Source organism: Ruegeria sp. BF6, assembly GCF_056538665.1.
This window is the reverse complement of the sequence record NZ_JBQFTN010000008.1, coordinates 74,443-101,004: the sequence shown is the minus strand read 5'-3', so window position 1 is coordinate 101,004 and position 26,562 is coordinate 74,443. Positions and strand designations below refer to the sequence as shown.

Genomic DNA, 26,562 nt, shown 5'->3' with positions numbered 1-26,562 from the left:
TAGAGATTGTAAACAAGGACAGGCTATTCCAGAAACCCGTCAATGGACGAGGCGACGTCAACGGTGGGTTTCACATCGGACATGCTGGCGTTTTCAAAGGCGTTGCCGCCTTCAATACTCGGGTTGATCCGCTCATATACGGACAGGATTTCCTCTTCCAGTCTGGCCGGCTTTTCTTCGGACCAGCCGGCCTTGGTCTTTGCGATAGCAGAAATCAATGGATCCCGACCCTAGCAGTCAAGCACTGAACCCAAAGGTTCTGTCGCAAACTTTGCTCAATATGGTTCGCGAAGAACTGCTCATCTATTTCCCGGTTTGGATATCTTCCGGATTCACAGATAATGAGAGGATGAGAACGTATAGTTAACTGCCCGTTACCTCTTCACCCGGAACGAAAACTTTCAAGTCCGTCTCAACAAATTTTTCGAAAGACAAACTCCAAGCCGATTGCGGCCACAACAAAGTCAGGAACTTTTGTTTGGGCCTGTAAACGGCGGTATAAAGCGTTCCGAACCCTGATTTGAACGCGGTGGAATAGAGCGGCGGGCGCAAAAAAGCGTCGATGAACCGCTTCTCGCTTTCCGGGTGCTGGTTCAGGCGGTTTAGCAGAAACCGCTCGCGTTCCACAGTTGCCGTAAAGCGCGCATGAGTGGACCATTCGACATGGCCCTGATGGTTGGTCGCGACCGGCTGGTCCGAGATTTGCGGGTGCCGGTCTGGAGCAAGGTATACCGTGCTGTGGTTATACTTAGCGTCCAGAACGGTGACATTATAGCTCATGTGGCAGGGGATGCGGCACAGGCAATCGACCGCCTCGGCCGTCGTTTCGCAGGTTTGCAGGACATAGCGCAGGATCAGCGGAACACCAAACCCGTCGCCCACCTCGCGCCGACCACCGAAGGTGAGCGAAATGGTTAGACCGGCATCATTGATCCCGTCGAGCAAGCCCAGAACACCGTCGCTCATCCCTATGACACCGCGTCCGTCCCAGCGGGTTTTCAGCAGCGCTGCATCAAAGGTCTTTGGGTGATAGTCGTAGTTGCGTACCAGAAACGGCGTCTTGCCGCGCCAGATCGCCTGACTGCAGCCTGACAAATATTTTGGCGGGCAGTAGAAACTGAGAAACCGCGCCTGGCTGTCCCTTCCTCCCACAAGCTCGACGACCTCTTCATACATCGGCACGATCTCGGGCATGTGCTTTTGCAGCGCGCGCAAGCATTCGCGATAGGTAGGGCGAGCCGAATACCCCTCTTGCGCCCACCATTTGCGGTAGGCGGGCCAGTATTCGGCAAACAGCCCGGCCAGTTTGGGACCGGGCTGCGCCTCATCGATCGAGCGAAAAACAAGTGCCATGGGGCTTTCTACATGATCTTGAACGCGGGGTCTTCCATCGGCTGTGCGGCGGGCAGCGGTTCTGCCGCGTAGGCCGAGGTTATGCCGTGAATCCACTTTTTCGACTTGTCCGTCAACTTGAACCCTTTGGTCATCGATCTCCCGCGCGTCACAAGGATGCCCAGATCAGCGCCTTCATAGCGGTAGTCGCCCACGTTGGAGATACGTAGAAAAAACGCCTCGTTCTCACCAACGGCGCGGCGGTGATAGTCGAAGCGGTCGAATACAACATGGCCATCTTCCAGCATCTTGTAGATTCCCGATTGCGGGGCCTGCGTGATGCGATCCACGCTGTCATCGGTGTGTTTGATTACCATCTGCGACCAGCTATCGATCATGTCCGGGTCAGCCCAGCGGGCGTTAAGTTCTTCTACATCCAGCTCGAATGGTTTCTTCGAGAATTCCAGCAGGTGGAACAGGAACAGTGGTGCGTCGGCATGAGCAAAGGCCGCATGGTTGGTCATTGAGCTGGCGCCGGTGATGCGCGGGTTCAGCTCGCCCAACCAAAGTTCATCGGTTTTCTTGTCGATCAGGAAATCGAGTTCGAAATACCCGCGATAGCCGGATTTGCGCAGCTCTTCCCCGAACTGGAAGGTCAGCTGTCGCGCCTGTTCGCGTGCCTTGGGCGGGAACGCGGTCGAGAAGATCTCATTCCCGCACCAGCCACCGCGATAGGGGGTGAGCTCCTTGAACCCCACAAGCTCGGTCATCAGTGGGCCAACGATGGTACCCTCCGAGGTCGCACAAGCCTCGATCGCTGCGCCGCGACAGTCGATCCGCTTCATGATCTTGATCTCGCCTTCGCCGACGATCTCGTCTTTGTGCTTATTGAAATCGGCTTCGGACTTGATGAAGAACGTCGTGTGGCCGCTGTCGCCAAAGGCGGATTGCAGCACCAGATCGTTCCCCAGGCCGGCCTTGTCGCAGACCTTTTTCAGGTGGTCATAGCTATTGACCACACTTAGCGTATTCGGCACGGATGGTACACCTGCCTTGTTACCGATGCGAACGGTTTCGATTTTGTTGTCGCATTTGGTGCGCAGCTTGGCCTTGGGGAACCACAGCTGACCGCCCTGCTCCTTGACCAGCTTCTCGGTCGTCTCATCGAACATCAGGAAGACGAATTTCGGCTTGCCGCCACGCCGTTTGACTAGATCGATGACCTCTTTGTGCTGCAGCAGATAGTTGTTGATGTCTTCGATGGACTGAAACTCATCATGCGGCATTTCAGAAGGCACAAACACGTTCGGATGTCGCCCGTCAAAGCAATCCATGTAGCAGATATAGGTGAAGTTCATCACCCATTCATCCAGCCCCAAAAGGTTGAAATTGGTCGCCGACACAAAATAGATCGGGTCCTTGTTGGTGTGGAAATACCGACGGATTTCCGAGATGTTCTTCAGTACCTTTTTTGGCATATTTGTTGTCCTCCCTGACCCTTTAGGGGTTCTTTACTGATTTCAAAGCGTCTTCGGTAAAAATGCGCAGGCCCAAATCGGCGCGAAAACCGTGGATTTCCGAAACATCCAGTTCCTGCATGAATTTCAGAATTTCGGGACTGATCACCTGTCCTGGTACCAAAATGGGAAAGCCCGGCGGGTAGGGGATCACGAAGGTGGCCGAAACCATCTCTTCCCCGGCTACAAGCCGTTCCAACATCTCCTTGTCGGGCTCGACGTAGTCGCAATTGTCTTCGTCATAGGACAGGAAAAACGCCGTGCGAATGTCACCGGCTTCGGTACCTTCTTCACAGCGGAATGCGTCGTGGAACCGACTGAAATCGGGCAGAGGCGGGACGTGTTCGCTCAGATTCCTAACGCGCTTGTCAAAGGCCAGTTTTTCCATTTTCGAGGCGTCGTCCATCAGATCGTCCAGTTCCTTGGCGATCTCGACCAGCACCTCGATCAGATAGGCGACTGAGCTTCGCGTGGTGCCGATATTGGTCATGAACAGCACTGTATTGCGCGAGGTCTTGTTGATCTGGATGCCGTATTTATCCATCAGGATTTTGGTTTTGAACGTATCGCCATCCCAGCCGGTCGCGCCCACATGCAGCGTGATACGGGTGGCATCCAGAACAAACTCATCCTTGGCCCAGCAATCCCAGACATCGGCCCAGCCCTGATCGGGGTCGAAATAGCTGGTCATGCCACTTTCGCGATATTGCTCGGGGATCATGTCGCCCGCTGTGACCAGCTTGAAGTACTTTCTGAGCAGTGGATGCGTTGTCACCGCCCGGCGAATTGCCATCGCGCTTTCGACCTGCCGCTGGACGAATTCATAGCCTTCGATCTCAACCTGCCTGCGGCCTACATCCAGTGAGGCAATGATCTGGTAATTGGGCGAGGTTGAGGTGTGGGTCATATAGGCCTCGTGAAACGCTTCTTCGACAGCACCTTTGAACTGCTGGTCGTTGACGTGGATCATCGAGCCCTGACGCAAGGATGTCAGCGTCTTATGTGTTGATTGCGTCGCATAGACCCGAACCCGTGCATCGGGAGGGGCAATCAGGCGTGTGTTCAGCCATACCTCATCGTCAGCGCCTTCAAGAGCTGCCTGCTGAGCCTCATAAGCCTCGGCTTGTTCTGTCGTACGGAATTGTTCGCGCAGAATTTTGGCCGACCGCATTGCGGTACGTACACGCGAGTTTGGTGCAAATCTAGCATAGGCGAACCAGGCCTCATCCCACAGGAATACAAGGTCCTTCTTGATCGCCAGACATTCCTGCATCACCCGCTGCACGTTGTAGACGATGCCATCGAAGGTGCAATTGGTCAGCAAGACCATCCGTACCCTGTCAAGCTTTCCTGCCGCGCGTAGGGCCAGCAGCTTATGCTTGATCTCTCGGATCGGTACCGCGCCATACATTGAGTAATCGTGCAGCGGATAGCTGTCCATATAGACTACGCTTGCCCCGGCCAGTACCATGCCGTAGTGGTGCGATTTGTGGCAATCGCGGTCGATCAGCACGATGTCTCCGGGCCGGACCAGCGCCTGCACCACGATCTTGTTGCAGGTTGAGGTGCCGTTGGTGGCAAAAAACGTCTGTTTAGACCCGAATGCGCGGGCGGCGGCTTCCTGCGCCTCTTTGATCGGGCCCTTCGGCTCGAGCAGCGAGTCCAGCCCACCAGATGTGGCCGAAGTTTCCGCCATGAAGATATTTGATCCGTAGAACGCCCCCATGTCCTGAATCCAATGGCTGCGACTGATCGATTTGCCGCGGCTGATCGGCATGGCGTGGAACACGCCTGTGGGCTGTTTGGAGTATTCCTTGAGCGCTGTGAAGAACGGCGTCTTATAGCGCCGCTGCACCCCGCGCAGGATGTTCAGATGCAGTTCCAGAAAGTCTTCCTGATTGTAAAACACGCGTCGGCACAGGCCGAGATCGAGACCGGCGATATCTTCCGCCGAACGATCGGTGATCAGATACGAATCCAGTTCCGGACGCAGCATGCCGATCCGGCGGCAGGTTTCTGGCCCGTATTCCGAGGGTGACAGCGCATCAAGATCGGAACCCTCGCCATAGAGGCTGATATAGCGGCCGAGAACATTGGTTTCGTTCTTGGACTTCAGGCTTAACCCCGGGCGGACGATGACCGCCTGCACATTCTGGTTAAACAGAACCCCGATCAGAGCGTCCTCGACACTGGGAACGACAACAGTTTCATAGATGAACGGATCTTCGCTGCGGCGCATCCGTTGCAGGCTGGTTTGCAGGAATCGTTCCTGATGCTCATTGACATTGTCGACGATCATCACCTCGAAATAAGGCCGACCTAGCGCGCGGGCCTCATGGCTCTGGGTGGACTCGTCCTCGAACTCATCAACTTCGGTCTCATCCGCGATCAGCGGGATCGAGCGGCGACGATACGCGCCTGAGGTCAGCGCACGCGACACCCGGCGCACGGCGGTTGAGAAATCACCGAAATTGCCATGGTCCAGCAACCGGCGCAGATAGTCGAAGGCAGAACCGCCAGGAAAAGCGAAATACACTTCGATCGGGGCCAGCGCCTGCAACAATTGCCGCGCCCGGTCCCGATCTTTTTCGCTGCCGCCCTGGTCCAGTGACTCGGCCGTTTCCCGTAGCGCGCTCCATCGGTCTGCCCTCAACTGCGAGGCGCTGTAGTAGTCCGAGATGCTGTGGAGCTTTTCGCTATCGGAAATGCCGTGCATGAAACTTTTCCTTTCTGCGGATACCAAAAAGCTGGGTCGGTATCAGTCTGTGCCAGAGCGCCCTTTGTAGAGAAACAGATTGTCGGGCTTGGTCGCGGCGTCTTCGCTGTATCCCAGCGCCGTTCTGGGGTCGGATGCGGCGACACCTGCAACGTCGCCTTTTTGCGGAATACGCAGTGGGCCCAGCGTATGCAGGTAAGCATCCGCCCCGCTGGTACGGTCATAAACCGGGAAGTCAGCCTCGCGGTCGCGGAAGCTTTTGAGAACCTGCCCTAATCCCTTCAGTCCGACTTCGCGCTGGCGGCGGACCTGATCGAGATCGATCTCGATGGGGAAGATATCTTCTTGCCCTGCGGACTGGTGCAACACAGTGGCCGAAGGATCAACGACCAGCGAGCGGCCCACGCCCCCAGCAGCCAGCCCGTTCACGTCGAATACATAGCATTGGAACTGCGCAGCGGTTGCCTTGGCAATCGACAGCTCGGCCTCGCGGTCGGTGGTGCCGGTCAGAACCGGGTGCAGAAGAACCTCGACCCCCTGGCTGGTCAGGTGGCGGGTGGTTTCGGGGAACCAGATGTCATAGCAGATCGATAGGCCAAACCGGCCCACATCCGGGACATCAAAGATGCAGAAATCCGTGCCAGAGGCGATGTTCTGCTCATAAGGCTTGAACGGGAACATCTTGGAATATTTCGAGACGATCTCACCATCCGGGTTGATCACCACCGAGGTGTTGAAAATCCGCCCGTCTTCGTGCTTTTCGAACATCGAGCCGGGGATAAGCCAGATCCCATAACGCCGAGCCGCATCCTGAAAACGCGACAGGTCATTATTGGGAAAGGGCTGAGCAAACCGGTCGAGCGGACCATGAGGCGCCAGTTCGCTGAACAGCGCCATCTGGGTCCAGGGGAACCGGGCCATCATGATGTCGATCCGATGCAGCATCGCGTCGACATTCGACTGCAACGCACCGACATGCATCTGGATTCCGGTTATCGCAAAAGGGGTCATTTCGTTTTTCTTCTCTTTTTCTTGCCGATTGCGATCGCCGTTGTGATCCGGCGTTCTTCATCGGAGCATAAAACTGTGGGGTCGCGCAAGCCTGCTGTCCACAGGCTGTGGTTTTCAGAGGACACTGCCTTCATACTGCCTCTTCCTCGGTGGTATCTTCTGCCTGCGGTTCCACAAAATCGATGTCATTTCGAACCCAGAAGAAACGGAACCCACAACTGCGCAACCATTTCTCCAGCCGATCAAGGCTGGACCATTCCCGCCGCAACCCACGGGTGGATTCGACCAGTGCCCATTGGCCGTCGACCAGAAAATAAACTGTCCAAGTGTTAGGGTGCGCTGACTGATTGGCAAAACCGCCACTGACCACTTCGCGCGCAGTGCGAACGGCAACGGGATAGTCACCAATGCGATTCTCAGCAGCGAGAATCCCCAGATCATTTTGACGGATCGTAAAAGTTGGCAGCGGAGCGTCGCTCATGCGCGGCGCTCCTTGTGATCCGCCAAATATTCAAAAATGTCGATCATGCAGCTTCAGTTTGCTCTGAATTCAAAAGCGCTCTGCGTCGCTCACTGATATCAGCAGGCTTGAGGTTTTCGAGACGCGTTGCCAGCGTCCAGACATGTCCGAACGGATCAGAGATCGTGGCACAGCGTTCGCCCCAATAGGTATCGTTCGCCTCTGCAATCAGGCTGGCACCGTTCTCGAGTGCGGTCGCGAGCGTGGCGTCGGTATCTTCAACATACATGTGATGCCCAACCGGCGTGACCGTGCCCGGTGCAGTTGGACCATGAGCGCCCCAACCTGCCGTGACGAACAGCATCGAGGTGCCGATCTTGATGGCTGCAAAGCCCGGCGTCTCATCCGCGTCAAATGCCTGAATCTTTGCGTCAAACGCGCATTCATAAAATTGCACTGCGGCGGTAACGTCGGCAACTGCAAGAGATGCAGTGCAGGTTCGGTAACCTCGTGGCAGAGTGGCAGGCTTCTTTTTCATTCCGGTAATCTCCGAATTGAGCAGAGTCGCTCGTTGAACATGCAGGAATATCCCGCACTATGCACCATACTGTGGGATATACCGCTCAATATTGCAACACTATGATGCATAGTGCTTCGAATTGAAGGTTCTGTCGCAAACTTTGGGCATTGGTTGACCAAATCACGTGTCTTGGCTTTTTTGGCTTAAAATCAATTGCGAGCAGGTTTCAATATGGCCGTCTTTGAAAGACGGCCACTTCCCCAGGGACGTGGTCTTGTGCGCTGTGTTCTTCTAATGGTTCTGTTGCAGAGTTTTGACCATTGTCGCGCGTGGATGTAGCGAGCGTATTGTCCTACTAATAGTTAGGTCGAAAGTCGGCTCATGATTTTATTCAAAGGCGAACAATATCTTTAGGATGTGATCCTGTTCGCGGTCTTCTTCTATGTCCGGTACGGCATGTCATACCGCGATCTGGAAGAGATCATACGCGAACGAGGCGTTTCTGTGGACCACACCACGCTGAACAGGTGGGTGACACGGTGTTCCGGTGCAATCTCTGAGAACGCTCGTCGCCGCAAAGGGCTGTGTGACCGCTCTTGGAGAATGGGTGAAACTTACATCAAGGCTAAGGGCAACCTCTATCGCTCCGTTGACAAACATGGCAATACGCCTGACTTCATGCTGTCGCAGCGCCGTAACAGACTGACCTCCGTCAAATTCTTCGCTCGTATGCTGGAGGTCAACGGTCTGCCACGAAAGATTGTCATCGACAAAGCGAGCAAAGATGCAGCGTCGCGGGTGCATAGCGGACGAAGCGTTACGGCAAACCCGACGTGATCAAAGGTGCAATAAAAACGAAATCATGTTGGCTATGTCTCTTGAAAAAGTAACGGTCCGCGTTTGCGGACCGTTTTCAGCTTGCATTTTTTTGAGATCAGCGGGTTTGCCCCAATGGATCCAGCTCGTCCCTTAGCCAATCTCCAAGCAGGTTTAGGCCAAGCACCGTCAGCATGATGGCGACACCTGGGAAAACGGTAACCCACCAGGCAGTTTGGATGTAGCTGCGCCCTTCAGAAAGCATGCCACCCCAGCTTGGCGTCTGCGGGTCTGCGCCGAGGCCAAGGAAGGTCAGGCTGCTTTCAAGAAGGATATTGTTAGCCACATTCAGTGTCAGCAGAATGATCAGCGGACCCATGGCGTTCGGCAGAATGTGCGAAAAGATGATTTTCACATCCGGCAAGCCATAACTCCGTGCGGCTTGTACAAACTCCCGCTCTCGCAGGCTCAGTACTGAGCTCCGAACCAGGCGCGCATATTGCACCCATTGCGAAACGATCATCAGGACGATGATCCGATCGATCCCGGGACCCACTATGGCAATGACAGTGATCGCCATCAGGATGAATGGTAAGGCCAACTGGACATCGGCAAACCGCATGACAAAGGTATCCAGGAATCCGCGATAGTAGCCCGCAAAGAGCCCGATCACTGTTCCCAGCACCACCGACCCGACGGCAGAGAGCACGCCGACCAACAGTGAAACACGCCCACCGTGGATAATGCGTTCCAGAATATCCCGGCCCAACGGATCTGTCCCCAACGGGTGTTCAGACGATAGGAAAGGCGGCGTCAAACGTGCCAGAAGGTCAACTGTAGCCCCCCCGTCGGGATAGATGACCCCGGAAAACAGAACCAGTAGGGTCAGAGCTCCGGTCAGCAAAGCGCCCGCAATGAACTCGAACTTGAAGTAGCGGCTCATCAGAAACTTCGGAACGGCACGCACAGGTTTTTGTCGCGTTTGATCAGTCATTTAAGCCACCCTGATACGCGGATCGATCAGGCCGTAAACCAAATCGACAGCAAGGTTAACGGCGACAATCATGATCGCCAGAATGGAAACGGTTGCCTGCAGAAGAGGGTAATCGCGTTGCGCTATGGCCTCGATGGACAGCGTGCCCATCCCGGGCCAGTTGAACACCAGTTCGACCACCACAAGCCCGCCGATCAGATTGCCAAACTGCAGACCGAGGAAGGTTACAATTGCTATTGCCGCATTGCGCAGGGCGTGCTTGTAAATCACTACTCCCTCGGTCATGCCCTTGGCGCGGGCCACCATCACATATTGGGCCGACAAGGTCTCCAACATCTGGGTGCGAACCAGACGAACATTCGTCGCCGTCAGGATGATCCCGATTGTCATGGCGGGCAGGATCAGTGCTGACCAGCTTTCAAAGCCCGACGCCGGCAGGAGCGGGAAGGTGATCGACAAAAGAAGCACGAACATGATCCCAAGCCAGAAGTTCGGGAAAGAAAGCCCCACCAACGATAACACCCGGATGACCTGATCAGACAGACCGCCTCTGTGGAGCGCCGAGTGGATTCCCAAAGGGATCGAAACAAGGATCGACACCCCAAGGGAAGCGACCGCCAGCAGCAAGGTTGCGGGCATGGCTATTCCGATCAGATCGCGGATTGAGCCGCGAAAAAACGAATCCCCGAGATCACCGGTCAGAAGGCTTTTGACAAAGTCGAAATACTGAACGAAGAACGGACGGTTCAGACCCAAAGCCTCGCGGATGCGGGCAAGGTCTTCTTCTGTAACATTGCTTGATTCAGCGGTCATCATGATCGCTGGATCACCAGTCAGGCGGATGGCGAAAGCAACAAAGAGGGTCACAGCAAGCATCACAAGTACCGCTTGAAAGACACGTTGCAGGATGAAGCGAAAGACGGGCACGAGATCTCCTCCCAGCGACCAATGCTGATGGCAACCAGCTCCCAAGCCAGCAGGATTGGAAGCCGGAATTGGTTTAATTCAGGGTGATGTTCATGTAGCGGACGCGGTCATCTGGCGCCGGAACAAAGCCTTCGACACGATTGTTCACACCATAGAGCGTGGATAGGTTGTAGAGAGGCAGATCGAGCGCATGCTCGTGCGCATAAGCGGCCACTTTCTGCAACGCGTCCCGGCGCACTTGGGCGTTGTAGGTCGCCCGTTCTTCTTCGAGCAGCGCATTCAGCTTTGCATCATCGATGTAGGGGTTATTGCGTTCACCTGTATGGTACAGCAGATAGGCCGTGTTATCGAAGTCAAAAGTCCAACCACCCCAGCCAAAGTAGAACATCTCGCCGGATTTGCCGTTGGTCACGATCTCGTTGAAGAAGACGCTGGTCTCGTGGGTGCGAACCTTTAACTTCAAGCCAACTTGTTCAAGATAAGCTGCCATGACCTGTGCAATTTCGCGGAACGTGTCATTGTTGCTTGGAATATCCAGCGTGATTTCGGTCCCCGGCGCAACACCTGCCTCTTGCAACAGCGCTTTTGCACCTTCCGGGTCGTATGGATAGGGCTGAAGTGACGTATCATTACCAAAGGATTTCTCGCCCTGAGCGCTGGATATCGGGCTTGCGAGTCCACCGAGCAGCGCCTCAATGATGGTCTCACGATCGACTGCCATTGAGATTGCTTTGCGCACACGCGGATCAGTGGTGATACCGTTTTCCGTATTGAAACGCGTGATGACAACGGACGGGCCATCGACAGCGACAAGGTCCACGACATCGCTTTGCTTGATGGTTTCAACCGATGGCGTCGGAATGTTCAGAGAGATGTCGATGCCGCCGGACAGAAGCTCCGCCATGCGTGTCGCGTCTTCTGGAATGAAACGGATGTTTACAATGTCGAGCTTGGCTTCGCCGTTCCAATAATTGTCGAACCGCTCAAGCTTTACGCCAACGGTTGGGGTGTATTCAACGACCTTGAACGGACCGGTGCCGACCGGTTTCATGTCGAATGCTTCTTCCCCGACTTCTTGGATATATTTCGGCGGAACGATCATCGCGCCGTAGCCGGACAGCTTGGTGATCAGGACCGGATCGGGACGTTCCATCATGAAATCTACGGTGTGCTCATCAACAACCACAACTTCACGGATCGATGTGTAGTTGCCGCGCTGCGGACCCTTGGCACCTTCTTCGCCGAGTAAACGATCAAAGGTGTATTTCACCGCCTCTGCATTGAAGGGTTCACCGTTGTGGAATTCGACACCTTCGCGCAGGGTGAACCGAATACGGGTTTCGTCATCCAGGAATTCCCAATTGGTGGCGAGACCCGGTTGCAGTTGCAAGTCTTCACCGCGGAAAACCAGCCCGTCAAAGACATTGCTTGCGATCGAACCCCAGGCTAGGCGGAAAGTGTCGATCGGATCGAGGTTTTGCGGATCACGCCCCTGTGCGACGTTCAATGTGGTTTCTGCAAACGCAATCATGGGCGTTGCGAAAGTGAGGCATGATGCCAAAAGTGTCGAACGGACCGCGTTCTTGGCCGTGAGATATCGTGAGAGTTTAGACATAAGTCCTCCAGTCGGTGATTTGTGAACGGGGCATTCGCCCTTGTTGTTGCGCTGATTGGGTGGCGGGCTAGTGCAGCGATACCCCCATTTCCTCGGTGGATTGCGCAGCGTAGAAATGGCCGTCTTCGACGGGTTGAAGATCGACAAGCGCCGGCCCGTCGCCGACAGGGCGCATTGCGCTTGGAATTTCCCCTTCCAACGGTGGCCGGGAGGGGCGGTGACCCGGACTTAGAACCGGAACAGCGGACAATAGCCTTTTCGTATAGGGGTGCTGAGGGTTCTCAAAGATTTGCTGGCGGCTACCGATCTCGACGATCTGGCCCAGATACATCACTGCCACGCGATGGCTGATCCGTTCTACCACTGCCATGTCATGGGTGATGAAGAGGTAGGATAACCCCTGTTCAGCCTGCAGCTGCATCAAGAGATTCACAACCTGCGCCTGCACGGACACATCAAGCGCAGAGACCGCCTCATCAGCAATGATCAGGCTAGGGTCGCAGGCCAGAGCGCGGGCAATGCAGAGACGCTGTCGCTGGCCACCCGAGAACTGATGCGGGTATCGGGTGGAATGGGCTGCGGGCAGATCGACTTTGGTTAGCAGATCTGCAATCTTCGCCTCGGCTTCCTCTTTGGATGACACCAACCCGTGGACTTTCGCAGGTTCAATTAGGCTTTCGCCGACAGTCTTGCGCGGATTCAGCGAGCCATAGGGGTCCTGAAAGACATATTGGCTTTGCTTGCGGAACGATTTGCGCTGTCCCGCTGGCAGAGAAAAGATGTCCTGACCGTTGTACCGCATCGCGCCTGATACCGGTTCCACCAGCTGTTGAATGGTTTTCCCGACCGTGGATTTGCCGCTGCCGGATTCCCCGACCAGAGCAAGCGTTTCTCCGGGATAGATTTTGAATGAGATTTTCTCTGCCGCGTGCACTCGGTGCGTCACGCGGTTCAAGAGCCCACCACGGATGTCATATCGTGTCGTCAGGTCTTCAACCTCAAGCAATGGCTGGCTGCGATCCACGGCCTTGGCCGGGGTCTTGTCGCGGATCGGTGTTCGACCCGGAATGTCAAACAGTTTCGGTCGCGTGGTGCCGGTCATGCTGCCAATGCGCGGCACCGCTGCCAATAGCGCCTGCGTGTAGGCTTCTTTCGGAGTCCCCAAGACGGTTTCCACCGATCCGGTTTCGACGAACTTGCTGGCCTTCATCACCAGAACATTGTCAGCCATCTCGGAGACGACCCCCATGTCATGGCTGATGAAAATCACGGAGGTTCCCATCTCGGCCTGCAGTTCACGAATGATGTGAAGAATTTGTGCCTGAATGGTCACGTCGAGTGCCGTTGTCGGCTCGTCCGCGATCAGGATTTTTGGCTGGCAGCAAAGTGCCATGGCGATCATGACACGTTGGCGCATACCACCGGACAATTGGTGCGGATAGCTGTCCAGCAAGCGCGCGGCGTTGGGCAAGCGCACAAGGTCCAGAAACTCCAGTGCCTTGGCGCGAGCATCGCGTTTGCTCAACCCCTGGTGGAAGACCAGCGTCTCGCCCATTTGCCCCCCGATCGTGAACACCGGGTTCAGGGACGTCATAGGTTCCTGGAAGATCATCGCGATTTCATTGCCGCGGATTTTGCGAAGCTCGCGCTCAGAAAGCTGGGCGAGGTCCACACGCCGCCCCAGAGTTTCACTTCCGAAAAGTAATTTGCCTTTTGGAACACGGCCTCCGATGTGTCGCAGCAGTCCCAGGATCGCGAGCGATGAGATCGATTTGCCAGAACCGGATTCACCAACGATGGCCAAGGTTTTGTTGTGCTCAAGATCGAAGGACACGCCATCGACAGCCCGAACTGCGAAATCCCCATAGCCGAATTCGACTGTTAAACCGCGAACGGAAAGCAGAGGGGTGACGTTTGTAGAGCTGTCTGGCATTGCCGTGATCCTTATACGAAGAGCGATCGCTGTGTGGAGAGCTGACGGCTCAGCGTACCGATGCAGATCGCGACGGCATCGGTGATCATGGCCAAACTCATCGAGGGTACTTTCGCCTCACGGCGTTTTGTCATGGCGATGTTTGCGGGGGTCTGGGGCACATGAATGAACCCGTGCCAAGTAGGCATGCCCCGTTGGTGAACCAAATGCGCTGTAGTGTAGAGCATCTGGTTACAAAGGTGGGTGCCCGCGTGAAAGGACAGCGCCGCAGGTATGCCCGCTTTATTGATCGCATCGACCATTTCTTCGTTGGGAAGCGTCGCGTTGTAGGCGTCAGGTCCAGAGGTCATAATCGGGGTTCTTTCATAGCTTTTGCCCGCCACATCAGGAACAGAGAAATGTCGCCAATTGATGCCGACCATTTCAGCCTCGATGATTCCTGCGTCCGAAACTCCGAGCCCAAGCCATGCGTCCGGGCACTGCTCTTCAAGAAGTGTTTTCACATTATCTGTCAGGCTCGTGCTGCACACAGGAAGGACGTGCAGGCTCAGATCGCAATCATGCCAAACACGCTTGCGCAGCTCCTCCACGGTCTGTGCCGCCGGGTTGTTTTCCGCCTTAGCCCAGGGACCATAACCCGCCACCAATATCTTCGGCTGATGCGCCATTCGTACTTCCTTGGTTTTCAGTTTCAGAAACCATGGACGAACGACCTTGATAATCTCAAGTCATATTAATACATTGATCTATGCCGAAATATTATACACGAGATTTCCGCAGTGAAACACCGTCAAATTGAAGCCTTCCGTAGTGTCATGCAGTCCGGGACCACGGCCCAAGCTGCAAACTTGATGTCTGTGACCCAACCGGCGGTCAGTCGATTGATTGCAGATCTCGAAATTTACCTAGATTTCAAATTGTTCGAACGTACCAAGGGACGTTTGTTTCCAACGCCAGAAGCGCTTCGTTTCTACGATGGAGTTGAACGGTTTTATATTGGCATCGAAGAGCTTGATGGCGCGGCGAAACAAATTCGGGAGGAGCGGCCGAGTGACTTAAAAATCTGTGCGACACCCGCCTTATCAACCAGTGTCATTCCCATGGCGGTCAAAAAATTCCGCGAATCTCACCCCTCTGTGGCTTTCCAGATCGAGACCGGCTCATTTACGCAGATTGCACTCAAACTCCAAACGCATCAGGCGACTCTTGGGATTGCGCATGGGTTTCCAGACTTACCGGGCATGCAGAAAGAGTTATTGATCAAAGCCGCTCACGTCTGCGCAATGCACGAAACACATCCACTGGCGATGCGTGACGTGATCAGGCCTAAGGATTTGGAAGGCGAAAACGTGCTGCGGATATTGCCGGAGCAACAGGTCAATTGGGACGATACGTATATTGTGCTCGACGAAGCTGGCGTTCGATACAAGTCCGATATCGGCATCCAGAGCTCTCATACCGGCTATTCAATGATCGCGGAGAACTTGGCAATTGGTATTATCGAACCCTTTGGCGCTGGTCCCTGGCGTGCCAACGGAGTAGTCACCCGACGCTTTGAACCCAGTATTGAGTATTCCTATACGATCGCTCGGCCCGAGGGGTTGCCTTCCTCAAAGCTACTGGAGGATTTTGTCAACGTCCTGAAAACCGCTGCTTCAAAGTTTTCGCGATTCACCGATGGAACCGAAAGCCTTGAGCAGGGCTAGTGCCGAAAGAGACATTTTAGATCATCTTGCACGCCCAAGGTGCCACACAATCGTGTTCCCTTTATCCGCGAACCGGACTGGGTTGTGAAGGTGTTGTCTAATCGCACAGCCTAGACCCAGTTACTTTGCGTTTTGAATAACGGTTGCCGGGTGCAAGGTTGTTTTCGCGGTAAACATCGGTCACCGCATGATAGAGTTCTGCGAGGGGCGCCTTCCAAATGTAGATGGCGCAATCAGCTGATCCAGCGGTGCAACACCTTCAGCGGAATGGCTCTGCTCATGTCTCGGTGAGGACGTCAAAGTGTTATCATACGCTAAACGCGAGCCGTGATATCGTCCCGCTGCCGTTTCGGCTCTTTGTTCGAAGAACCTGCCGGTTTCGAGTATGGCATGCATTGTGACGGCCAGCTTGTGCGCGACGGAAAACGCCGCGCGGTAATAGCCGTTCTTCTCACGGAGTTTGAGGTCCCAGTCACAATCGGCTTAACTGCGGATCGGGATAACGGTGGCAGCCTCATAGAAAAATCCTCGAAAATGACGATCGCCGCGCCGGGATACCGGGCTCCGGCTGCCCAAGCCTAAAGCGTGTGCAGCTGCGCGGCGGCGGAAACGGAAGAGGACAATGGACGGTACGGCAAAAGGGTCGTGAGACCGGGTCGGGAAAACCAGCTTGCGACAGAGAGCTTCGAGCACGTGGTTTTGAGTTCGCCCGAATCCGCCAACACCATACGGGCCAGCGGCATTTACTTAGGCCGCGAAATAGGCCGAACACATGTCAGTACCCGAACCGATGCTAAAGACCCATCAAATTACCTCTTGCGTTTTTGGCGTCTACATATGTCTCAAATTCCCTTGTTCGAAGCGGCGCCGGGCTGAAATACGGAGCCGTCGACCCAAGTCCGATGGCGGATGAAAGCGATGCGGGGAGCAAGTGCAACCATCGCGACTTTTCCACCGAGTCGTTGCGCGAGCTGAGTATCACGGTGTCCATAATTGCTGGAAACTCGCTTCAAAAAGTTGAGCAAAACAATCACTTGTGCCTTCAATTTCTGGACTGTGTCATCAATTGACGGATTGTGCCCCCAAATTAGGACGGTAAATCCTGTGGAAGAACTGTGTTGCGGCCATACGTGAATTGGGCAAATGGCCCATTTTTCATACGGCTAGTTAATGCGCGATCACTTCGTGGTCGGTTGTGGATATCCCAACATTAAGGGCACGAAACCCCGATATTCCACCTCGAGTATGTCTGCGTCCGGGAACTGTGGGCACAGTGACAGCTGAGTTGCCGAGTTTCGCACAACATCAACAGCGTGACTTCAAGACACCCAGAGCTTCATCGAATGTCTCAACATTCTCCTCTGCGCGTGCGGTCAGATGCGCGCCTTCCAATAATGCGAGAACGGCCCTTGCCTCGGCGGCAGGATCAGTGATCCCAGATATCGAATTATCCGCTTGGCCAAGCTTCAGAATCGCTTCGATCTTGCTGACCATCATGGCGCGGAATCTGCGGATCTTTTCTATGACTTCGTCGGACAAGCTCTCTCTGCTGCTGATCAGGGACACACAAAGGCACAGTGTCTTGCCATCATTCGAAGCGTCCCGGTACAGCGCGATCAGAGCTAGTAGTTGCTTAGCCCCGGTTTCATAATCCACCCGGATACGCTCGCACGCTGCTTCAAGTGTCGTGTAATAGCGATCCATGAGGGCTGCTGAAAGGGCGGCTTTCGTTGGGAAGTGATAGTGGATTGACGCTTTGCGAATACCCACAGCCTCGGCCAGATCGGCATAACTGAATCCATCAACTCCGCGCGCACGCGCCGCACGTTCGGCGACATCCAGCAAGGCAGTTTTGGTATCAACCGTCATGCGCGTTCAAACCTTTTCTGTCTTGACCAAGGCTACCGCTTCGCCTGCGGCTTCAAGGGCACCCTCGATGTATCCTCCAAAATGCCGCGCGACCTCGGTTCCCCCAAAGATCAGTCGACCATCCCAGAGGCGAGTCATTGCCTGCGGCAGCCCATATTGCGTATGAGCGTATAGCGGCTGTTGATCATCTTCGATAGAGGTGAACGGGTCAAAGGCCCAGTCTTTGACAAAAAGTGCTTTTGGCTCTGCAGCTTCAGGGCCGAACAGCCGTGAAAGCTGCTCCTTGATAGCCTGCCGCAGGCGGTGTTCGTCTTGGCGCGCTGTTGAATTGATGCCAATGAAGCCGAACAGCGCGTAAGGTCCGCCATCGGCAGGTGAAGCGTCGTGGATTTCCACCATCGGTCCTACACGGCTCCTGGCGTCACCGGACAGCCCGGCTGTGCGCCAGAATGGCCAATCGTAAACGGCCATGGCTTTGGCCCGACCTGCCATCCATGTCGCGATGCCGGTCATGGCAGCTTGCGTTTCTTTTGGCAAAGCTGGCGAGAACGCGATCCGGCTTGCGATGCGAGGCGGAAGGGCCAACACTACTGCTTGCGCAAGGATCTTTTGCCCCGATTGAGTGGTTGCGTTGATGCCGTGAGCCGACTTTTCCAATGCAGTGATGGGTGTAGATAGCAGAAGGCGATTGTCAGGCAGCTCGGCGGTCAGTGCATCCGTAAGGGCGCTCAGACCGCCTTTGAGACGATAGGATCCCTGCATCGAGGCACATCCACGACCGCGTTCTACATGGCTGTTTTCATCTTCAAAACTAAACGCCCCTATCGAGTATTGTTCAAACCAATCCAGCCCGAACCGTTTTATCAGAGCAGCGACGCGCGGTTGTCCGGGCCAGAACCAGGCCGGACCCATATCAAAATAGCCGCCCTCAAACATCTCGGTCAGGACACGCCCACCCGGACGGTTCCGTGCTTCTACCAGCAGATAGTCGTGGTCTTGCTCGTCCAATTGCGTTGCCAGGCTGAGCCCGGATAGCCCCGCACCAACAATCAGAGTCTGCGTCTGCACCGGTCAGAACCCTTCTGAGGCCGGGCGTAGATCCAGCTCATGCGTCCATGTGGATAGCGGTTGATGCGCCAGTTGCCAATACGCCTCGGCAATCTCGTCAGGCTTCATCATTTTTGACGCGTCTAGGCTGTGCATGTCACGCGACCGGGGGGTGTCGATGATACCGTCCAGAATGACATGGGCCACATGCACGCCTGCGGGCTGACATTCCCGTGCCAGAGATTGCGTTAGCCCACGCAAAGCAAACTTGGCCGATGCAAAGGCCGAAAAGCGCGGCCCACCCCGCAGAGACGCCGTTGCCCCCGACACGATCAATGTGCCACCGCCGCCGCGCACCATCGGTTGCAAAACGCATTGGCCTAGAATGACAAGCGATTGCACCATAGATGTCCATGTCCGCTGGTAGTCTTCCAACGTGGTTTCGGGAAAGGGTGCGATCACCAGTTCGGCCGTATTGTGAACGACAGTTTTCGGTGGGCCATAGGTAGCGATCAGATCAGATATGACCGGGCCGACGGCCTCAGGGTCGCTTAGATCAAGTTCATGAAAGCTGCCAACGGGATTTTCAGGCCGGGTGCGCCCGAGGCCAACGGCTGTCATACCGCCAGCCTGAAACCGCGAGACTAGAGACTGGCCAAGGCCAGCCCCCGCACCGGCGACAAGCGCCAGAGACTTAGAGGTATCCATGTGTCATACCGCCGGTGGTTGCGCAAATGGCAGATGCCCGGATTTCATCCAGACCTTTGCGCCCTCCGGCCCGGCGATGGCGGTTAAAGGCTCACCTTCGGGCAGGCGCAGCCAGTCATTCTTTTGCAAAACGTCCTCGCCCGACGTAAGCGATCCCCCGATCATCAGAAGCTCGATACCGCCCGGAGCGTTTGATGTCATCTGAGCCCCGGCGTCCAGATGGCTGTAGGTGACAACCTCGCGGTCATCTTTGTGCAGCGTGGCAGTGGCGACGCCGTTCACCGGTGCAGCTAGTTCATCGGCCATGGTTTTGCGGAACTGGTTGCGATCGTCCATGTCGAACTGCCAGAGTTTGACGAAGATCGTGCAGCCGGGTTCCGACCCGGGTGTATGCTGGGTGGTTGGCGGATTGCGCACATAAGTTCCTTCGGGAAAATCGCCGTGCTCATCCTGAAACACACCGTCCAGTACGATGAATTCTTCACCGCCCGTGTGGGTATGGGCCGAAAACTTACTGCCCGGTGCATAACGCACAATCGTGGTTGCGCGGGCGACTTCGCCACCAATTCGATCCAGCATGCGGCGGTCCACACCCTTCATGGGCGAGGCCTGCCACTCAAGCTGGTCAGAGTGAACAACGACGCGGGTGGAAAAGTCCGAGTTGAGTTCCATGGGGGATATCCTTTCGACTTAGATGGCAGAGTTCGATCAGGCGGCGATGGATGGGCGCGCGGCAACTTTAGCACGCCAGGCCTGAAGGTTGGTCAGGCTCTCAGGAATTTCAACTTTTGCGAAATCGGCGAAAGCCAACCCGGCAAAAGCGGTGATATCCGCCATCGAAAAACTGTCACCAGCCAAATACTCATTTTCAGCCAAAACTGAGTCAAGATAGGCCATTGTGTTACCGGCAACCTCTTTCTGCTTTTTGCCCCATTCCGCGCATTGATAGGTCTCCAGATCGGGACCCAGCCCGGGTGTGGCGTGGTGAAAATAGGTGCCCACTGCGTTCAACAAACCGTTCTCCGCACGCAGGTTCATCATCGAGATGCGGGCACGTTCTTTCGGAGTTTTCCCGGTCAAAGATGGGCCTTCGAATTCACCGTCAATGTATTCGGTGATCGCGTTGCACTGCGAGATGTGGAACCCATCAGCCAGTTCGAGGCAAGGAACAACGGCATCAGGGTTCTTGGCTTTGAATTCCGGCGTGCGATGCTCGCCGCCCATTACGTCAACAGGGATGAACTCAACTTTGTCCGTCACGCCTTTTTCGGCCAAAGCGATACGGATACGGGCAGGGTTTGGGAATCCTTCAGTATCATAAATCTTCATTTGTGCATCTCCGTCAGTAATCGTGTTTTTCAAAGACTACCTATCAGAAGGTAGTTTTTGTTGCAACTCCGTTTCTTGCCAAAAAGAAAGCTGCGGAATTCGCGTATTTCTGCCGAAATCCTTGATTTGCGCCGGCCAAGTTACACTTTTCAATTTTGTTCTTAGACACAATAGAATCGGTGTCTGCGCCATAGGCAGGGGCACCAAACCTGGTTGGGCGACGCACTCTCCGCTCGGCTGCAATCTCCTTGAAAAAATTTTCAACCCGAGCTGGCACGATAGTTCGATTGAGATAGCAGGGCCCCTTGGTACGGGTTCGTAATAAAGCATCAATTCAGTCCTCCTGCGAACGTGCAAAGTCGCATTTCCGCCCAACCATCTCAATCGGGATCGGGCAACCAATCCCCTTCAGCGTTTTGTTGATGCCTTTGATGCCAGCTGTGATCGCCCCGCTTTTGCTGGATGCAAACCGCGCTCAGCTTGGTCTCTGGCTACCCTGGGTATCCCACATGACCTGTCTGGCGGACACCTATAGCTTCATACAGAACTCCAAACGGGATAAAGCCGATGCGCGGGCCTGCAACTTTGGGCTTTTCGCCGAAAACTGTTTGTTGGGTGTGCTTGGCCTGAAGGAGATTGATGCTGAAAAAGGATCGGCTGAGATCGGTCACTGGCTGGCAGGAGATTTACAGGGCAAAGGACTTATAATCGCCAGCGTTTCGCAGTTGATTGCGCTGGTATTTGCAACTGATGGAATCCAGCAGTTGACGCTTGGTATTGCCATTGAGAAGCAAAAGAGTCGCGCTTCAGCTGAACGGCTGGGGTTTGTGTTTAAACGCACCAAACGCGGTGCCGGATTTCTTAGCGGTAAGCACGTGGATCATGCCACCTACTGCCTTTCGAAGGCATAGGTTCGTTGCGGGCTCCAACCGAGGTAACTGCGGAGAACACTGTTGAGATGAGAGTGGTTGGAGAAAACCACTCTCTCCACGTCAGATGCCGATGGCTCTGTAGGCCTCGGCTATCCGATTGATTGCAAGGCTGTAGGCGGCAGTGCGCAGATCTGTCGAAGGATTGTTCGGGCTGTTCCAACCGCGCGAAAGTTCTGCATAGGTTGACCGCATCATGTCATCCAGACCAGATCGAACCAGGTCGATTTCGCGGCGACTATGAAAGAACTCGGCTTCGGCCTCCTTGGGAAAAGCCTGCCCCGTCATCATCTCCAGCGAGCGGGCCAGAGTGCGGTGGCCCTTCTCGTCATAGCGGCGTTCCATCAGGCCAAAAGGGATGTGGGTCAGGTTCTTGACCCATTCAAAATAGCTGACTGCAACTCCGCCTGCATTGGCGAAGAGATCGGGGATGATGACCACGCCGCGCTCGCGCAGCGATTTGTCTGCTTCATAGGTTACGGGGCCATTGGCGGCCTCGACGATCAAGCGTGCTTGAATTGCTCCGGCATTGCGGCTGTGGATTACACGTTCAAGCGCGGCGGGGATGAGAATGTCGCAGTCATCTTCCAGGGCTTTGGTTCCGTCGTGATCAAAGTGGCCACCTTCAAATCCCTGAACGCCGCCCGTTTCGATGACATGTGATTTCAGGCGCTCGATGTCGAGACCTCTCGGGTTGCGAATAACACCGTCACGTTCGATAACCGACGTGACCCGACACTTGTCTTCCTCGGACAGGAACTTGGCGGCATGATAACCAACATTGCCAAGCCCCTGTACGACAACGGACCGACCAGCCAGATCATTGCCGCCAAATCCTGCTTTTTGAGCGTCTATAGCCGTCTCAAAGAAAACCTGCACTGCATACTGGACTCCACGGCCGGTGGCTTCGGTTCGACCCTCGATGCCATTGCCCCCAAGTGGTTTGCCGGTCACGCAACCCATCCCGTTGATGTCATCCGGCTTGAGGCGACGATACTCGTCCGCAATCCACATCATGGTTTGATCATTGGTGCCCATGTCAGGAGCCGGCACATTCATACCTGAATTCAGGAAACCGTGCCGGATCAGTTCTTGCGCAAACCGGCGGGTGATTTTTTCCAACTCGTGCTCTTCCCAATCGCGTGGGTCGATCATCAACGCGCCTTTCGACCCACCAAACGGCAGGCCGAGCAAGGCACATTTATACGTCATCAGCGCAGCCAGGGCTTCGACCTCTTCCTGGTCGGCCTGGAGAGAGTAGCGAATACCACCCTTTGCTGGGTTGTTGTGCGTGGAATGCACAGCACGCCAGCCTGTGAAGGTGTGCATTTTGCCTCTCAGCCGGACCCCGAAACGGGTGACGTAGGTGGCATTGCAGACCCGGATTTTCTCGGCCAGACCATCGGGAAGGTCCAGCGAACCAGCGGCCGAGTCAAACATCGCGCCAACGTCAGATAGGAAACTGCTCATTTAGTGGCGCCTTTTTGTCCATAGCCACCACCGCCCGGGGTTTTCATGACAAAGATGTCACCCGGAGCCATCAGCGCTTCGTCATTCCCGCGAAGAGGGACAATGGTTCCATCCTTGCGTTCGACATGGTTCTCCCCAGATTTGCCAGGCTCCCCGCCCGCGGTTCCATGTGGTGGAACTTGCCGGTGTGAGGACAAGACGGTTGCCGTCATCTCTTCAAAGAAACGAAGCTTGCGGGTAATCCCGTTGCCGCCCCGCCAGTATCCATTGCCGCCAGATTCCTGCCTTATCGAGAACTCTTCGATACGTACGGGAAAACGGCTTTCCAGAACCTCTGGGTCCGTCATTCGGGTATTGGTCATATGGCTGTGAACCGCGCTAGCCCCGGCGAAGCCGTCTCCGGCGCCAGTACCCCCACAAATGGTTTCGTAGTTTTGCAGGCGCGCGTTGCCATAGACGAAGTTGTTCATGGTCCCTTGCGATCCGGCAATCACCCCAAGTGCACCAAAAAGCGTATCCGCGATAGCTTGGCTGACCTCAGTGTTGCCCGAGATCACAGCCGCCGGATAGTTCGGGTTGATCATCGACCCTATTGGGGCGCGGATGTCCATCGGCTTCAGGCAGCCCTCGTTCATTGGGATGTCTGCACCTACAAGCGTCCGGAAAACATAGAGGACAACCGCGCGGCAGATTGAAAACGGAGCATTGTAGTTGAACTGATCCTGCGATGAGGTGCCTTCAAAGTCGACTAAGGCACTGCGCGTATCCTTGTCGACTTTGATACTGACAGCAATTTGCGCACCGCTGTCCAACGGATAGGTGAATTCGCAGTCTTTTAGGACATCCAGAACCCGGCGCACGCTTTCTTCGGCATTGTCCTGTACGTGGCCCATATAGGCTTGCACAACTTCCAGTCCAAACTGACGGGTGATCTTGCCAAGCTCCATCGCGCCGGTGGCATTGGCCGCGATCTGTGCCGCCAGGTCGGCCATGTTCTCATTGATATTGCGGCACGGATAACGTCCCGATGCTAGAAGCGCGCGCGTCGCATCCTCACGCAGCGTACCGCGTTCGACCAGCAGGAAGTTATCGATCAGCACACCTTCTTCATCAATGTGGCGACTGTCAGGCGGTGCCGATCCGGGTGTCTTGCCACCGATATCCGCATGGTGTCCGCGAGACGCCGTCAGGAAGATAATCTTCTCACCGCGATCATCGAAAACCGGAGTGATCACGGTAACATCGGGCAAATGTGTCCCCCCATTATAGGGGTTGTTCATCATAAACACGTCGCCAGGTCGGATTTTGCCTTCGTTCTCACGCAAGATCGTCCGTACACTTTCAGACATAGAGCCCAGGTGAACCGGAACGTGCGGCGCATTGGCGACTAAGTCGCCATTGGCGTCGAAAATTGCGCAAGAAAAGTCAAAACGCTCCTTGATATTCACAGAGTAGGCAGTGTTGGCAAGCGTCGCGCCCATCTGATCGGCAATCGACATGAACAGGTTATTGAACACTTCCAGCATCACTGGATCGACGCTCGTGCCGATGGCTTCTTCTCGGCTGATGGCTTCGACACGGCGCAAGGTCACCCCTCCACCTGCAAGACCTTCGGCATTCCAACCCGGCTCCAGAACATTGGTGCCGGTTGGCTCAACGATAATTGCTGGACCGGATACCCTATCACCAGGCTGGATTGTCTCTCGCATGACCAGTGGCACATCCTGCCACGCGCCCTTGGTAAACATGCGGGCGGTATGGTTCCCGAATTCAGTCGTGCCGTTCTGCGACGGGGCCACACTTTCACCGGTTGCACCAACAGCTTCGGCCGTCAAAAGATCAATGACCAGATCATCATATACAGGCACGAACCCAAAGCGTTGTTGGTGGGCGTCATTGAACGCAGCTTGCATCGTTTCTTGATCGCCAAACGAAACCAGCAACGTCTGATGTGAGCCAGGGGTGCGAATTTGTGCGGTATACATCAGCTTAATTTTCGAAGGGTCAATGCCCTGCTGCAGCACTTCGTCTCGTGCGGCTGCACCAAGGCCGGCGAGTACTTTCCCGGCCTTCACATGGTCGGCAATCGAGCTGGCGAACTGATGCTCGCGGATTGCCCGGATATCGGCCAACCCCATCCCAAAGGCGGACAGAACGCCCGCGAAGGGGTGAATGTAAATGCTTTCCATACCAAGCACATCGGCAACTTGACACGCGTGTTGCCCACCGGCCCCACCAAAGCAGTTCATGGTGTATTTGGTGACGTCATACCCACGCTGCACAGAGATCTTTTTGATCGCGTTGGCCATATTCTCAACTGCGATGCGCAGATAGCCTTCGGCCAGCTCTTCTGGTGTTTTGGGCGCTTCGCCGATCTCGACCGAAATCTGGGCTGCAAGCTCTTCGAACTTGGTACGGGCCGCTGCCACATCCAACGGTTCGTTTCCGTCCGGGCCGAACACGCTTGGGAATTGACTCGGCTGAATTTTTCCAAGCAGAACGTTGCAATCGGTAACGGTCAAAGGTCCGCCACGACGGTAGCTGGAAGGTCCGGGGTTGGCACCGGCACTTTCCGGCCCGACCTGCATCCTGCCTTGTCGGAAACTGAGGATCGATCCTCCGCCAGCAGCAACCGTATGAATGCTCATCATAGGGGCACGCATTCGCACGCCAGCAACGTCTGTCTCAAACGACCGCTCGTATTCACCTGCATAGTGACAAACGTCCGTCGAGGTGCCGCCCATGTCAAAGCCTATCAGTTTGTCAAAGCCGGCCTCTTCCGCGGTGCGCACCATACCGACGACACCTCCGGCGGGTCCCGATAGAATGGCGTCCTTACCCTGGAACAGGCCCGCATCAGTCAGGCCGCCATTCGACTGCATGAACATCAACGAGTTGCAGCCACCTCGACCGGCTCCTAAGGTGTCGCTGACCTGTTCGACATACCGGCGCAGGACGGGGGACAGATATGCATCCACAACTGTAGTGTCGCCGCGGGAAACCAGCTTGATTAGCGGACTGACTTCATGGCTGAGTGAGACCTGGCTGAAACCTTGTTGTTTCGCCATATCACCGATTTTCTTTTCATGTTCGGGAAAGCGATACCCATGCATCAAGGCGACGGCCACAGAGCGGAAGCCTTTGCCATATGCGGCGCTGAGCGCCGTTCGCACCTGTGACAAATTCAACGGCGTCGCGATGGTGCCATCCGCATCCAGCCGTTCTTCGACTTCGATCACCTCATCATAGAGAAGCTCAGGAAGCACGATTTCCAGATCGAAAAGCTTGGGTCGGTTCTGGTAGCCGATCCGAAGCAGATCACGCATTCCTTTGGTGATCAGTAAAACTGTTCGATCACCCTTACGCTCAAGCAGCGCATTGGTGGCAACCGTGGTCCCCATTTTTACGGCCTCAATGATACCACCGGGAATCTCGTCGTCAGATTCCAGTTCCAGAAGCTCGCGAATCCCTTGAACAGCTGCATCTTTGTAGCGTTCTGGATTCTCTGACAACAACTTATGCGATTGCAGTGAACCGTCAGGTTTACGCGCAACAATATCGGTAAATGTGCCGCCACGGTCCACCCAGAACTGCCATAACGCTCTGTTATCGTTTGAATTCATCGAAGTCTCTCCCTGGGTTTGCGGTAGCGAGTTCCTGACA

Annotated in this window: 23 protein-coding genes and 1 pseudogene; 3 read left to right on the top strand and 21 right to left on the bottom strand. The window is 55.2% G+C overall.

Annotated elements, in window-relative coordinates; translation table 11 throughout:
* Positions 1 to 23 precede the first annotated feature (23 nt).
* The 8 genes from ACR0IM_RS16660 to ACR0IM_RS16625 all read right to left on the bottom strand — a co-directional run bounded on the left by ACR0IM_RS16660 (position 24) and on the right by ACR0IM_RS16625 (position 7,574).
* Positions 24 to 218 (bottom strand): hypothetical protein, encoded by a 195-nt coding sequence (locus tag ACR0IM_RS16660; protein ID WP_480596953.1) that lies wholly within the window; start codon positions 216 to 218, stop codon positions 24 to 26.
* Between the two features lie 145 nt (positions 219 to 363).
* Positions 364 to 1,353: a C45 family autoproteolytic acyltransferase/hydolase gene (locus ACR0IM_RS16655; RefSeq protein WP_480682583.1), complete on the bottom strand. Its 990-nt coding sequence runs from the start codon at positions 1,351 to 1,353 to the stop codon at positions 364 to 366.
* Positions 1,354 to 1,361: 8 nt separating this feature from the next.
* A complete protein-coding gene (locus tag ACR0IM_RS16650; RefSeq protein ID WP_480682582.1) occupies positions 1,362 to 2,810 on the bottom strand; it encodes a biotin carboxylase in 1,449 nt (482 codons plus the stop codon).
* Between the two features lie 22 nt (positions 2,811 to 2,832).
* Positions 2,833 to 5,565 (bottom strand): aminotransferase class I/II-fold pyridoxal phosphate-dependent enzyme, encoded by a 2,733-nt coding sequence (locus ACR0IM_RS16645; protein ID WP_480682581.1) that lies wholly within the window; start codon positions 5,563 to 5,565, stop codon positions 2,833 to 2,835.
* Positions 5,566 to 5,607: 42 nt separating this feature from the next.
* Positions 5,608 to 6,576 carry a carbon-nitrogen hydrolase family protein gene (locus ACR0IM_RS16640; protein WP_480596961.1) on the bottom strand — a complete coding sequence of 323 codons (969 nt, stop codon included), beginning with the start codon at positions 6,574 to 6,576 and terminating at the stop codon, positions 5,608 to 5,610.
* Positions 6,573 to 6,710, bottom strand: coding sequence for a hypothetical protein (locus tag ACR0IM_RS16635; protein ID WP_480596963.1), 138 nt, complete (start codon positions 6,708 to 6,710; stop codon positions 6,573 to 6,575). The genes ACR0IM_RS16640 and ACR0IM_RS16635 overlap by 4 nt, the downstream gene beginning before the upstream one ends.
* Positions 6,707 to 7,057 (bottom strand): hypothetical protein, encoded by a 351-nt coding sequence (locus tag ACR0IM_RS16630; protein WP_480596965.1) that lies wholly within the window; start codon positions 7,055 to 7,057, stop codon positions 6,707 to 6,709. The genes ACR0IM_RS16635 and ACR0IM_RS16630 overlap by 4 nt, the downstream gene beginning before the upstream one ends.
* A 43-nt stretch (positions 7,058 to 7,100) precedes the next feature.
* Positions 7,101 to 7,574 (bottom strand): VOC family protein, encoded by a 474-nt coding sequence (locus ACR0IM_RS16625; RefSeq protein WP_480682580.1) that lies wholly within the window; start codon positions 7,572 to 7,574, stop codon positions 7,101 to 7,103.
* Between the two features lie 399 nt (positions 7,575 to 7,973).
* Between ACR0IM_RS16625 and ACR0IM_RS16620 the strand changes: the two genes are divergently transcribed.
* Complete coding sequence (locus ACR0IM_RS16620) at positions 7,974 to 8,393, top strand: IS6 family transposase (RefSeq protein WP_480682579.1); 420 nt, start codon at positions 7,974 to 7,976, stop codon at positions 8,391 to 8,393.
* Between the two features lie 97 nt (positions 8,394 to 8,490).
* Here the strand turns inward: ACR0IM_RS16620 and ACR0IM_RS16615 are convergent, their stop codons facing one another.
* The 5 genes from ACR0IM_RS16615 to ACR0IM_RS16595 form a co-directional block, all read right to left on the bottom strand.
* Positions 8,491 to 9,366: an ABC transporter permease gene (locus tag ACR0IM_RS16615; RefSeq protein WP_480642193.1), complete on the bottom strand. Its 876-nt coding sequence runs from the start codon at positions 9,364 to 9,366 to the stop codon at positions 8,491 to 8,493.
* Positions 9,367 to 10,293: an ABC transporter permease gene (locus ACR0IM_RS16610; RefSeq protein WP_480682578.1), complete on the bottom strand. Its 927-nt coding sequence runs from the start codon at positions 10,291 to 10,293 to the stop codon at positions 9,367 to 9,369. It lies immediately after the preceding gene.
* Positions 10,294 to 10,366: 73 nt separating this feature from the next.
* A complete protein-coding gene (locus tag ACR0IM_RS16605; RefSeq protein ID WP_480682577.1) occupies positions 10,367 to 11,824 on the bottom strand; it encodes an ABC transporter substrate-binding protein in 1,458 nt (485 codons plus the stop codon).
* A 151-nt stretch (positions 11,825 to 11,975) separates the two neighbouring features.
* A complete protein-coding gene (locus ACR0IM_RS16600) occupies positions 11,976 to 13,841 on the bottom strand; it encodes an ABC transporter ATP-binding protein (RefSeq protein WP_480682576.1) in 1,866 nt (621 codons plus the stop codon).
* 11 nt (positions 13,842 to 13,852) lie between these two features.
* The gene (locus ACR0IM_RS16595) at positions 13,853 to 14,509 is read right to left on the bottom strand and encodes a pyroglutamyl-peptidase I (RefSeq protein ID WP_480594601.1); all 657 of its coding nucleotides are present in this window, start codon (positions 14,507 to 14,509) and stop codon (positions 13,853 to 13,855) included.
* Between the two features lie 111 nt (positions 14,510 to 14,620).
* Between ACR0IM_RS16595 and ACR0IM_RS16590 the strand changes: the two genes are divergently transcribed.
* On the top strand, positions 14,621 to 15,547 hold the full coding sequence (locus ACR0IM_RS16590) for a LysR substrate-binding domain-containing protein (RefSeq protein ID WP_480642198.1): 927 nt from the start codon (positions 14,621 to 14,623) through the stop codon (positions 15,545 to 15,547).
* A gap of 1,305 nt (positions 15,548 to 16,852) precedes the next feature.
* On the opposite strand, the gene ACR0IM_RS16585 is transcribed toward ACR0IM_RS16590, so the two are convergent.
* From ACR0IM_RS16585 to ACR0IM_RS16560, 6 genes and pseudogenes are all read right to left on the bottom strand, one after another.
* Positions 16,853 to 17,416, bottom strand: coding sequence for a TetR/AcrR family transcriptional regulator (locus tag ACR0IM_RS16585; protein WP_480682575.1), 564 nt, complete (start codon positions 17,414 to 17,416; stop codon positions 16,853 to 16,855).
* A gap of 6 nt (positions 17,417 to 17,422) precedes the next feature.
* Positions 17,423 to 18,484 (bottom strand): flavin monoamine oxidase family protein, encoded by a 1,062-nt coding sequence (locus tag ACR0IM_RS16580; RefSeq protein WP_480682574.1) that lies wholly within the window; start codon positions 18,482 to 18,484, stop codon positions 17,423 to 17,425.
* Positions 18,485 to 18,487: 3 nt separating this feature from the next.
* Positions 18,488 to 19,171: an SDR family NAD(P)-dependent oxidoreductase gene (locus ACR0IM_RS16575; RefSeq protein WP_480682573.1), complete on the bottom strand. Its 684-nt coding sequence runs from the start codon at positions 19,169 to 19,171 to the stop codon at positions 18,488 to 18,490.
* A gap of 3 nt (positions 19,172 to 19,174) precedes the next feature.
* Positions 19,175 to 19,843, bottom strand: a complete 669-nt coding sequence (locus ACR0IM_RS16570) for a cupin domain-containing protein (protein ID WP_480594608.1) — start codon at positions 19,841 to 19,843, stop codon at positions 19,175 to 19,177.
* A gap of 36 nt (positions 19,844 to 19,879) precedes the next feature.
* On the bottom strand, positions 19,880 to 20,500 hold the full coding sequence (locus ACR0IM_RS16565; protein ID WP_480594609.1) for a glutathione S-transferase family protein: 621 nt from the start codon (positions 20,498 to 20,500) through the stop codon (positions 19,880 to 19,882).
* Between the two features lie 364 nt (positions 20,501 to 20,864).
* Positions 20,865 to 20,957 (bottom strand): annotated as a pseudogene (locus ACR0IM_RS16560) (IS6 family transposase); the annotation flags it as partial.
* Between ACR0IM_RS16560 and ACR0IM_RS16555 the strand changes: the two are divergent.
* On the top strand, positions 20,923 to 21,411 hold the full coding sequence (locus ACR0IM_RS16555) for a GNAT family N-acetyltransferase (RefSeq protein ID WP_480682613.1): 489 nt from the start codon (positions 20,923 to 20,925) through the stop codon (positions 21,409 to 21,411). The pseudogene ACR0IM_RS16560 and the gene ACR0IM_RS16555 sit on opposite strands and share 35 nt — an antisense overlap.
* A gap of 81 nt (positions 21,412 to 21,492) precedes the next feature.
* On the opposite strand, the gene ACR0IM_RS16550 is transcribed toward ACR0IM_RS16555, so the two are convergent.
* Together ACR0IM_RS16550 and ACR0IM_RS16545 are read right to left on the bottom strand one after the other, a co-directional pair.
* Positions 21,493 to 22,899, bottom strand: a complete 1,407-nt coding sequence (locus ACR0IM_RS16550; RefSeq protein WP_480682572.1) for a Glu/Leu/Phe/Val family dehydrogenase — start codon at positions 22,897 to 22,899, stop codon at positions 21,493 to 21,495.
* On the bottom strand, positions 22,896 to 26,522 hold the full coding sequence (locus tag ACR0IM_RS16545) for a hydantoinase B/oxoprolinase family protein (protein WP_480682571.1): 3,627 nt from the start codon (positions 26,520 to 26,522) through the stop codon (positions 22,896 to 22,898). The genes ACR0IM_RS16550 and ACR0IM_RS16545 overlap by 4 nt, the downstream gene beginning before the upstream one ends.
* Positions 26,523 to 26,562 lie beyond the last annotated feature (40 nt).

What these genes read in the sequence shown, in the direction of transcription:
- ACR0IM_RS16555 (WP_480682613.1), top strand. Translation starts at nt 20,923, where the DNA reads ATGCCTTTGATGCCAGCTGTGATCGCCCCGCTTTTGCTGGATGCAAAC.
- ACR0IM_RS16570 (WP_480594608.1), bottom strand. Translation starts at nt 19,843, where the DNA reads ATGGAACTCAACTCGGACTTTTCCACCCGCGTCGTTGTTCACTCTGAC.
- ACR0IM_RS16565 (WP_480594609.1), bottom strand. Translation starts at nt 20,500, where the DNA reads ATGAAGATTTATGATACTGAAGGATTCCCAAACCCTGCCCGTATCCGT.
- ACR0IM_RS16605 (WP_480682577.1), bottom strand. Translation starts at nt 11,824, where the DNA reads ATGATTGCGTTTGCAGAAACCACATTGAACGTCGCACAGGGGCGTGAT.
- ACR0IM_RS16550 (WP_480682572.1), bottom strand. Translation starts at nt 22,899, where the DNA reads ATGAGCAGTTTCCTATCTGACGTTGGCGCGATGTTTGACTCGGCCGCT.
- ACR0IM_RS16635 (WP_480596963.1), bottom strand. Translation starts at nt 6,710, where the DNA reads ATGAAGGCAGTGTCCTCTGAAAACCACAGCCTGTGGACAGCAGGCTTG.
- ACR0IM_RS16650 (WP_480682582.1), bottom strand. Translation starts at nt 2,810, where the DNA reads ATGCCAAAAAAGGTACTGAAGAACATCTCGGAAATCCGTCGGTATTTC.
- ACR0IM_RS16595 (WP_480594601.1), bottom strand. Translation starts at nt 14,509, where the DNA reads ATGGCGCATCAGCCGAAGATATTGGTGGCGGGTTATGGTCCCTGGGCT.
- ACR0IM_RS16625 (WP_480682580.1), bottom strand. Translation starts at nt 7,574, where the DNA reads ATGAAAAAGAAGCCTGCCACTCTGCCACGAGGTTACCGAACCTGCACT.
- ACR0IM_RS16655 (WP_480682583.1), bottom strand. Translation starts at nt 1,353, where the DNA reads ATGGCACTTGTTTTTCGCTCGATCGATGAGGCGCAGCCCGGTCCCAAA.
- ACR0IM_RS16615 (WP_480642193.1), bottom strand. Translation starts at nt 9,366, where the DNA reads ATGACTGATCAAACGCGACAAAAACCTGTGCGTGCCGTTCCGAAGTTT.
- ACR0IM_RS16600 (WP_480682576.1), bottom strand. Translation starts at nt 13,841, where the DNA reads ATGCCAGACAGCTCTACAAACGTCACCCCTCTGCTTTCCGTTCGCGGT.
- ACR0IM_RS16630 (WP_480596965.1), bottom strand. Translation starts at nt 7,057, where the DNA reads ATGAGCGACGCTCCGCTGCCAACTTTTACGATCCGTCAAAATGATCTG.
- ACR0IM_RS16645 (WP_480682581.1), bottom strand. Translation starts at nt 5,565, where the DNA reads ATGCACGGCATTTCCGATAGCGAAAAGCTCCACAGCATCTCGGACTAC.
- ACR0IM_RS16640 (WP_480596961.1), bottom strand. Translation starts at nt 6,576, where the DNA reads ATGACCCCTTTTGCGATAACCGGAATCCAGATGCATGTCGGTGCGTTG.
- ACR0IM_RS16575 (WP_480682573.1), bottom strand. Translation starts at nt 19,171, where the DNA reads ATGGATACCTCTAAGTCTCTGGCGCTTGTCGCCGGTGCGGGGGCTGGC.
- ACR0IM_RS16585 (WP_480682575.1), bottom strand. Translation starts at nt 17,416, where the DNA reads ATGACGGTTGATACCAAAACTGCCTTGCTGGATGTCGCCGAACGTGCG.
- ACR0IM_RS16545 (WP_480682571.1), bottom strand. Translation starts at nt 26,522, where the DNA reads ATGAATTCAAACGATAACAGAGCGTTATGGCAGTTCTGGGTGGACCGT.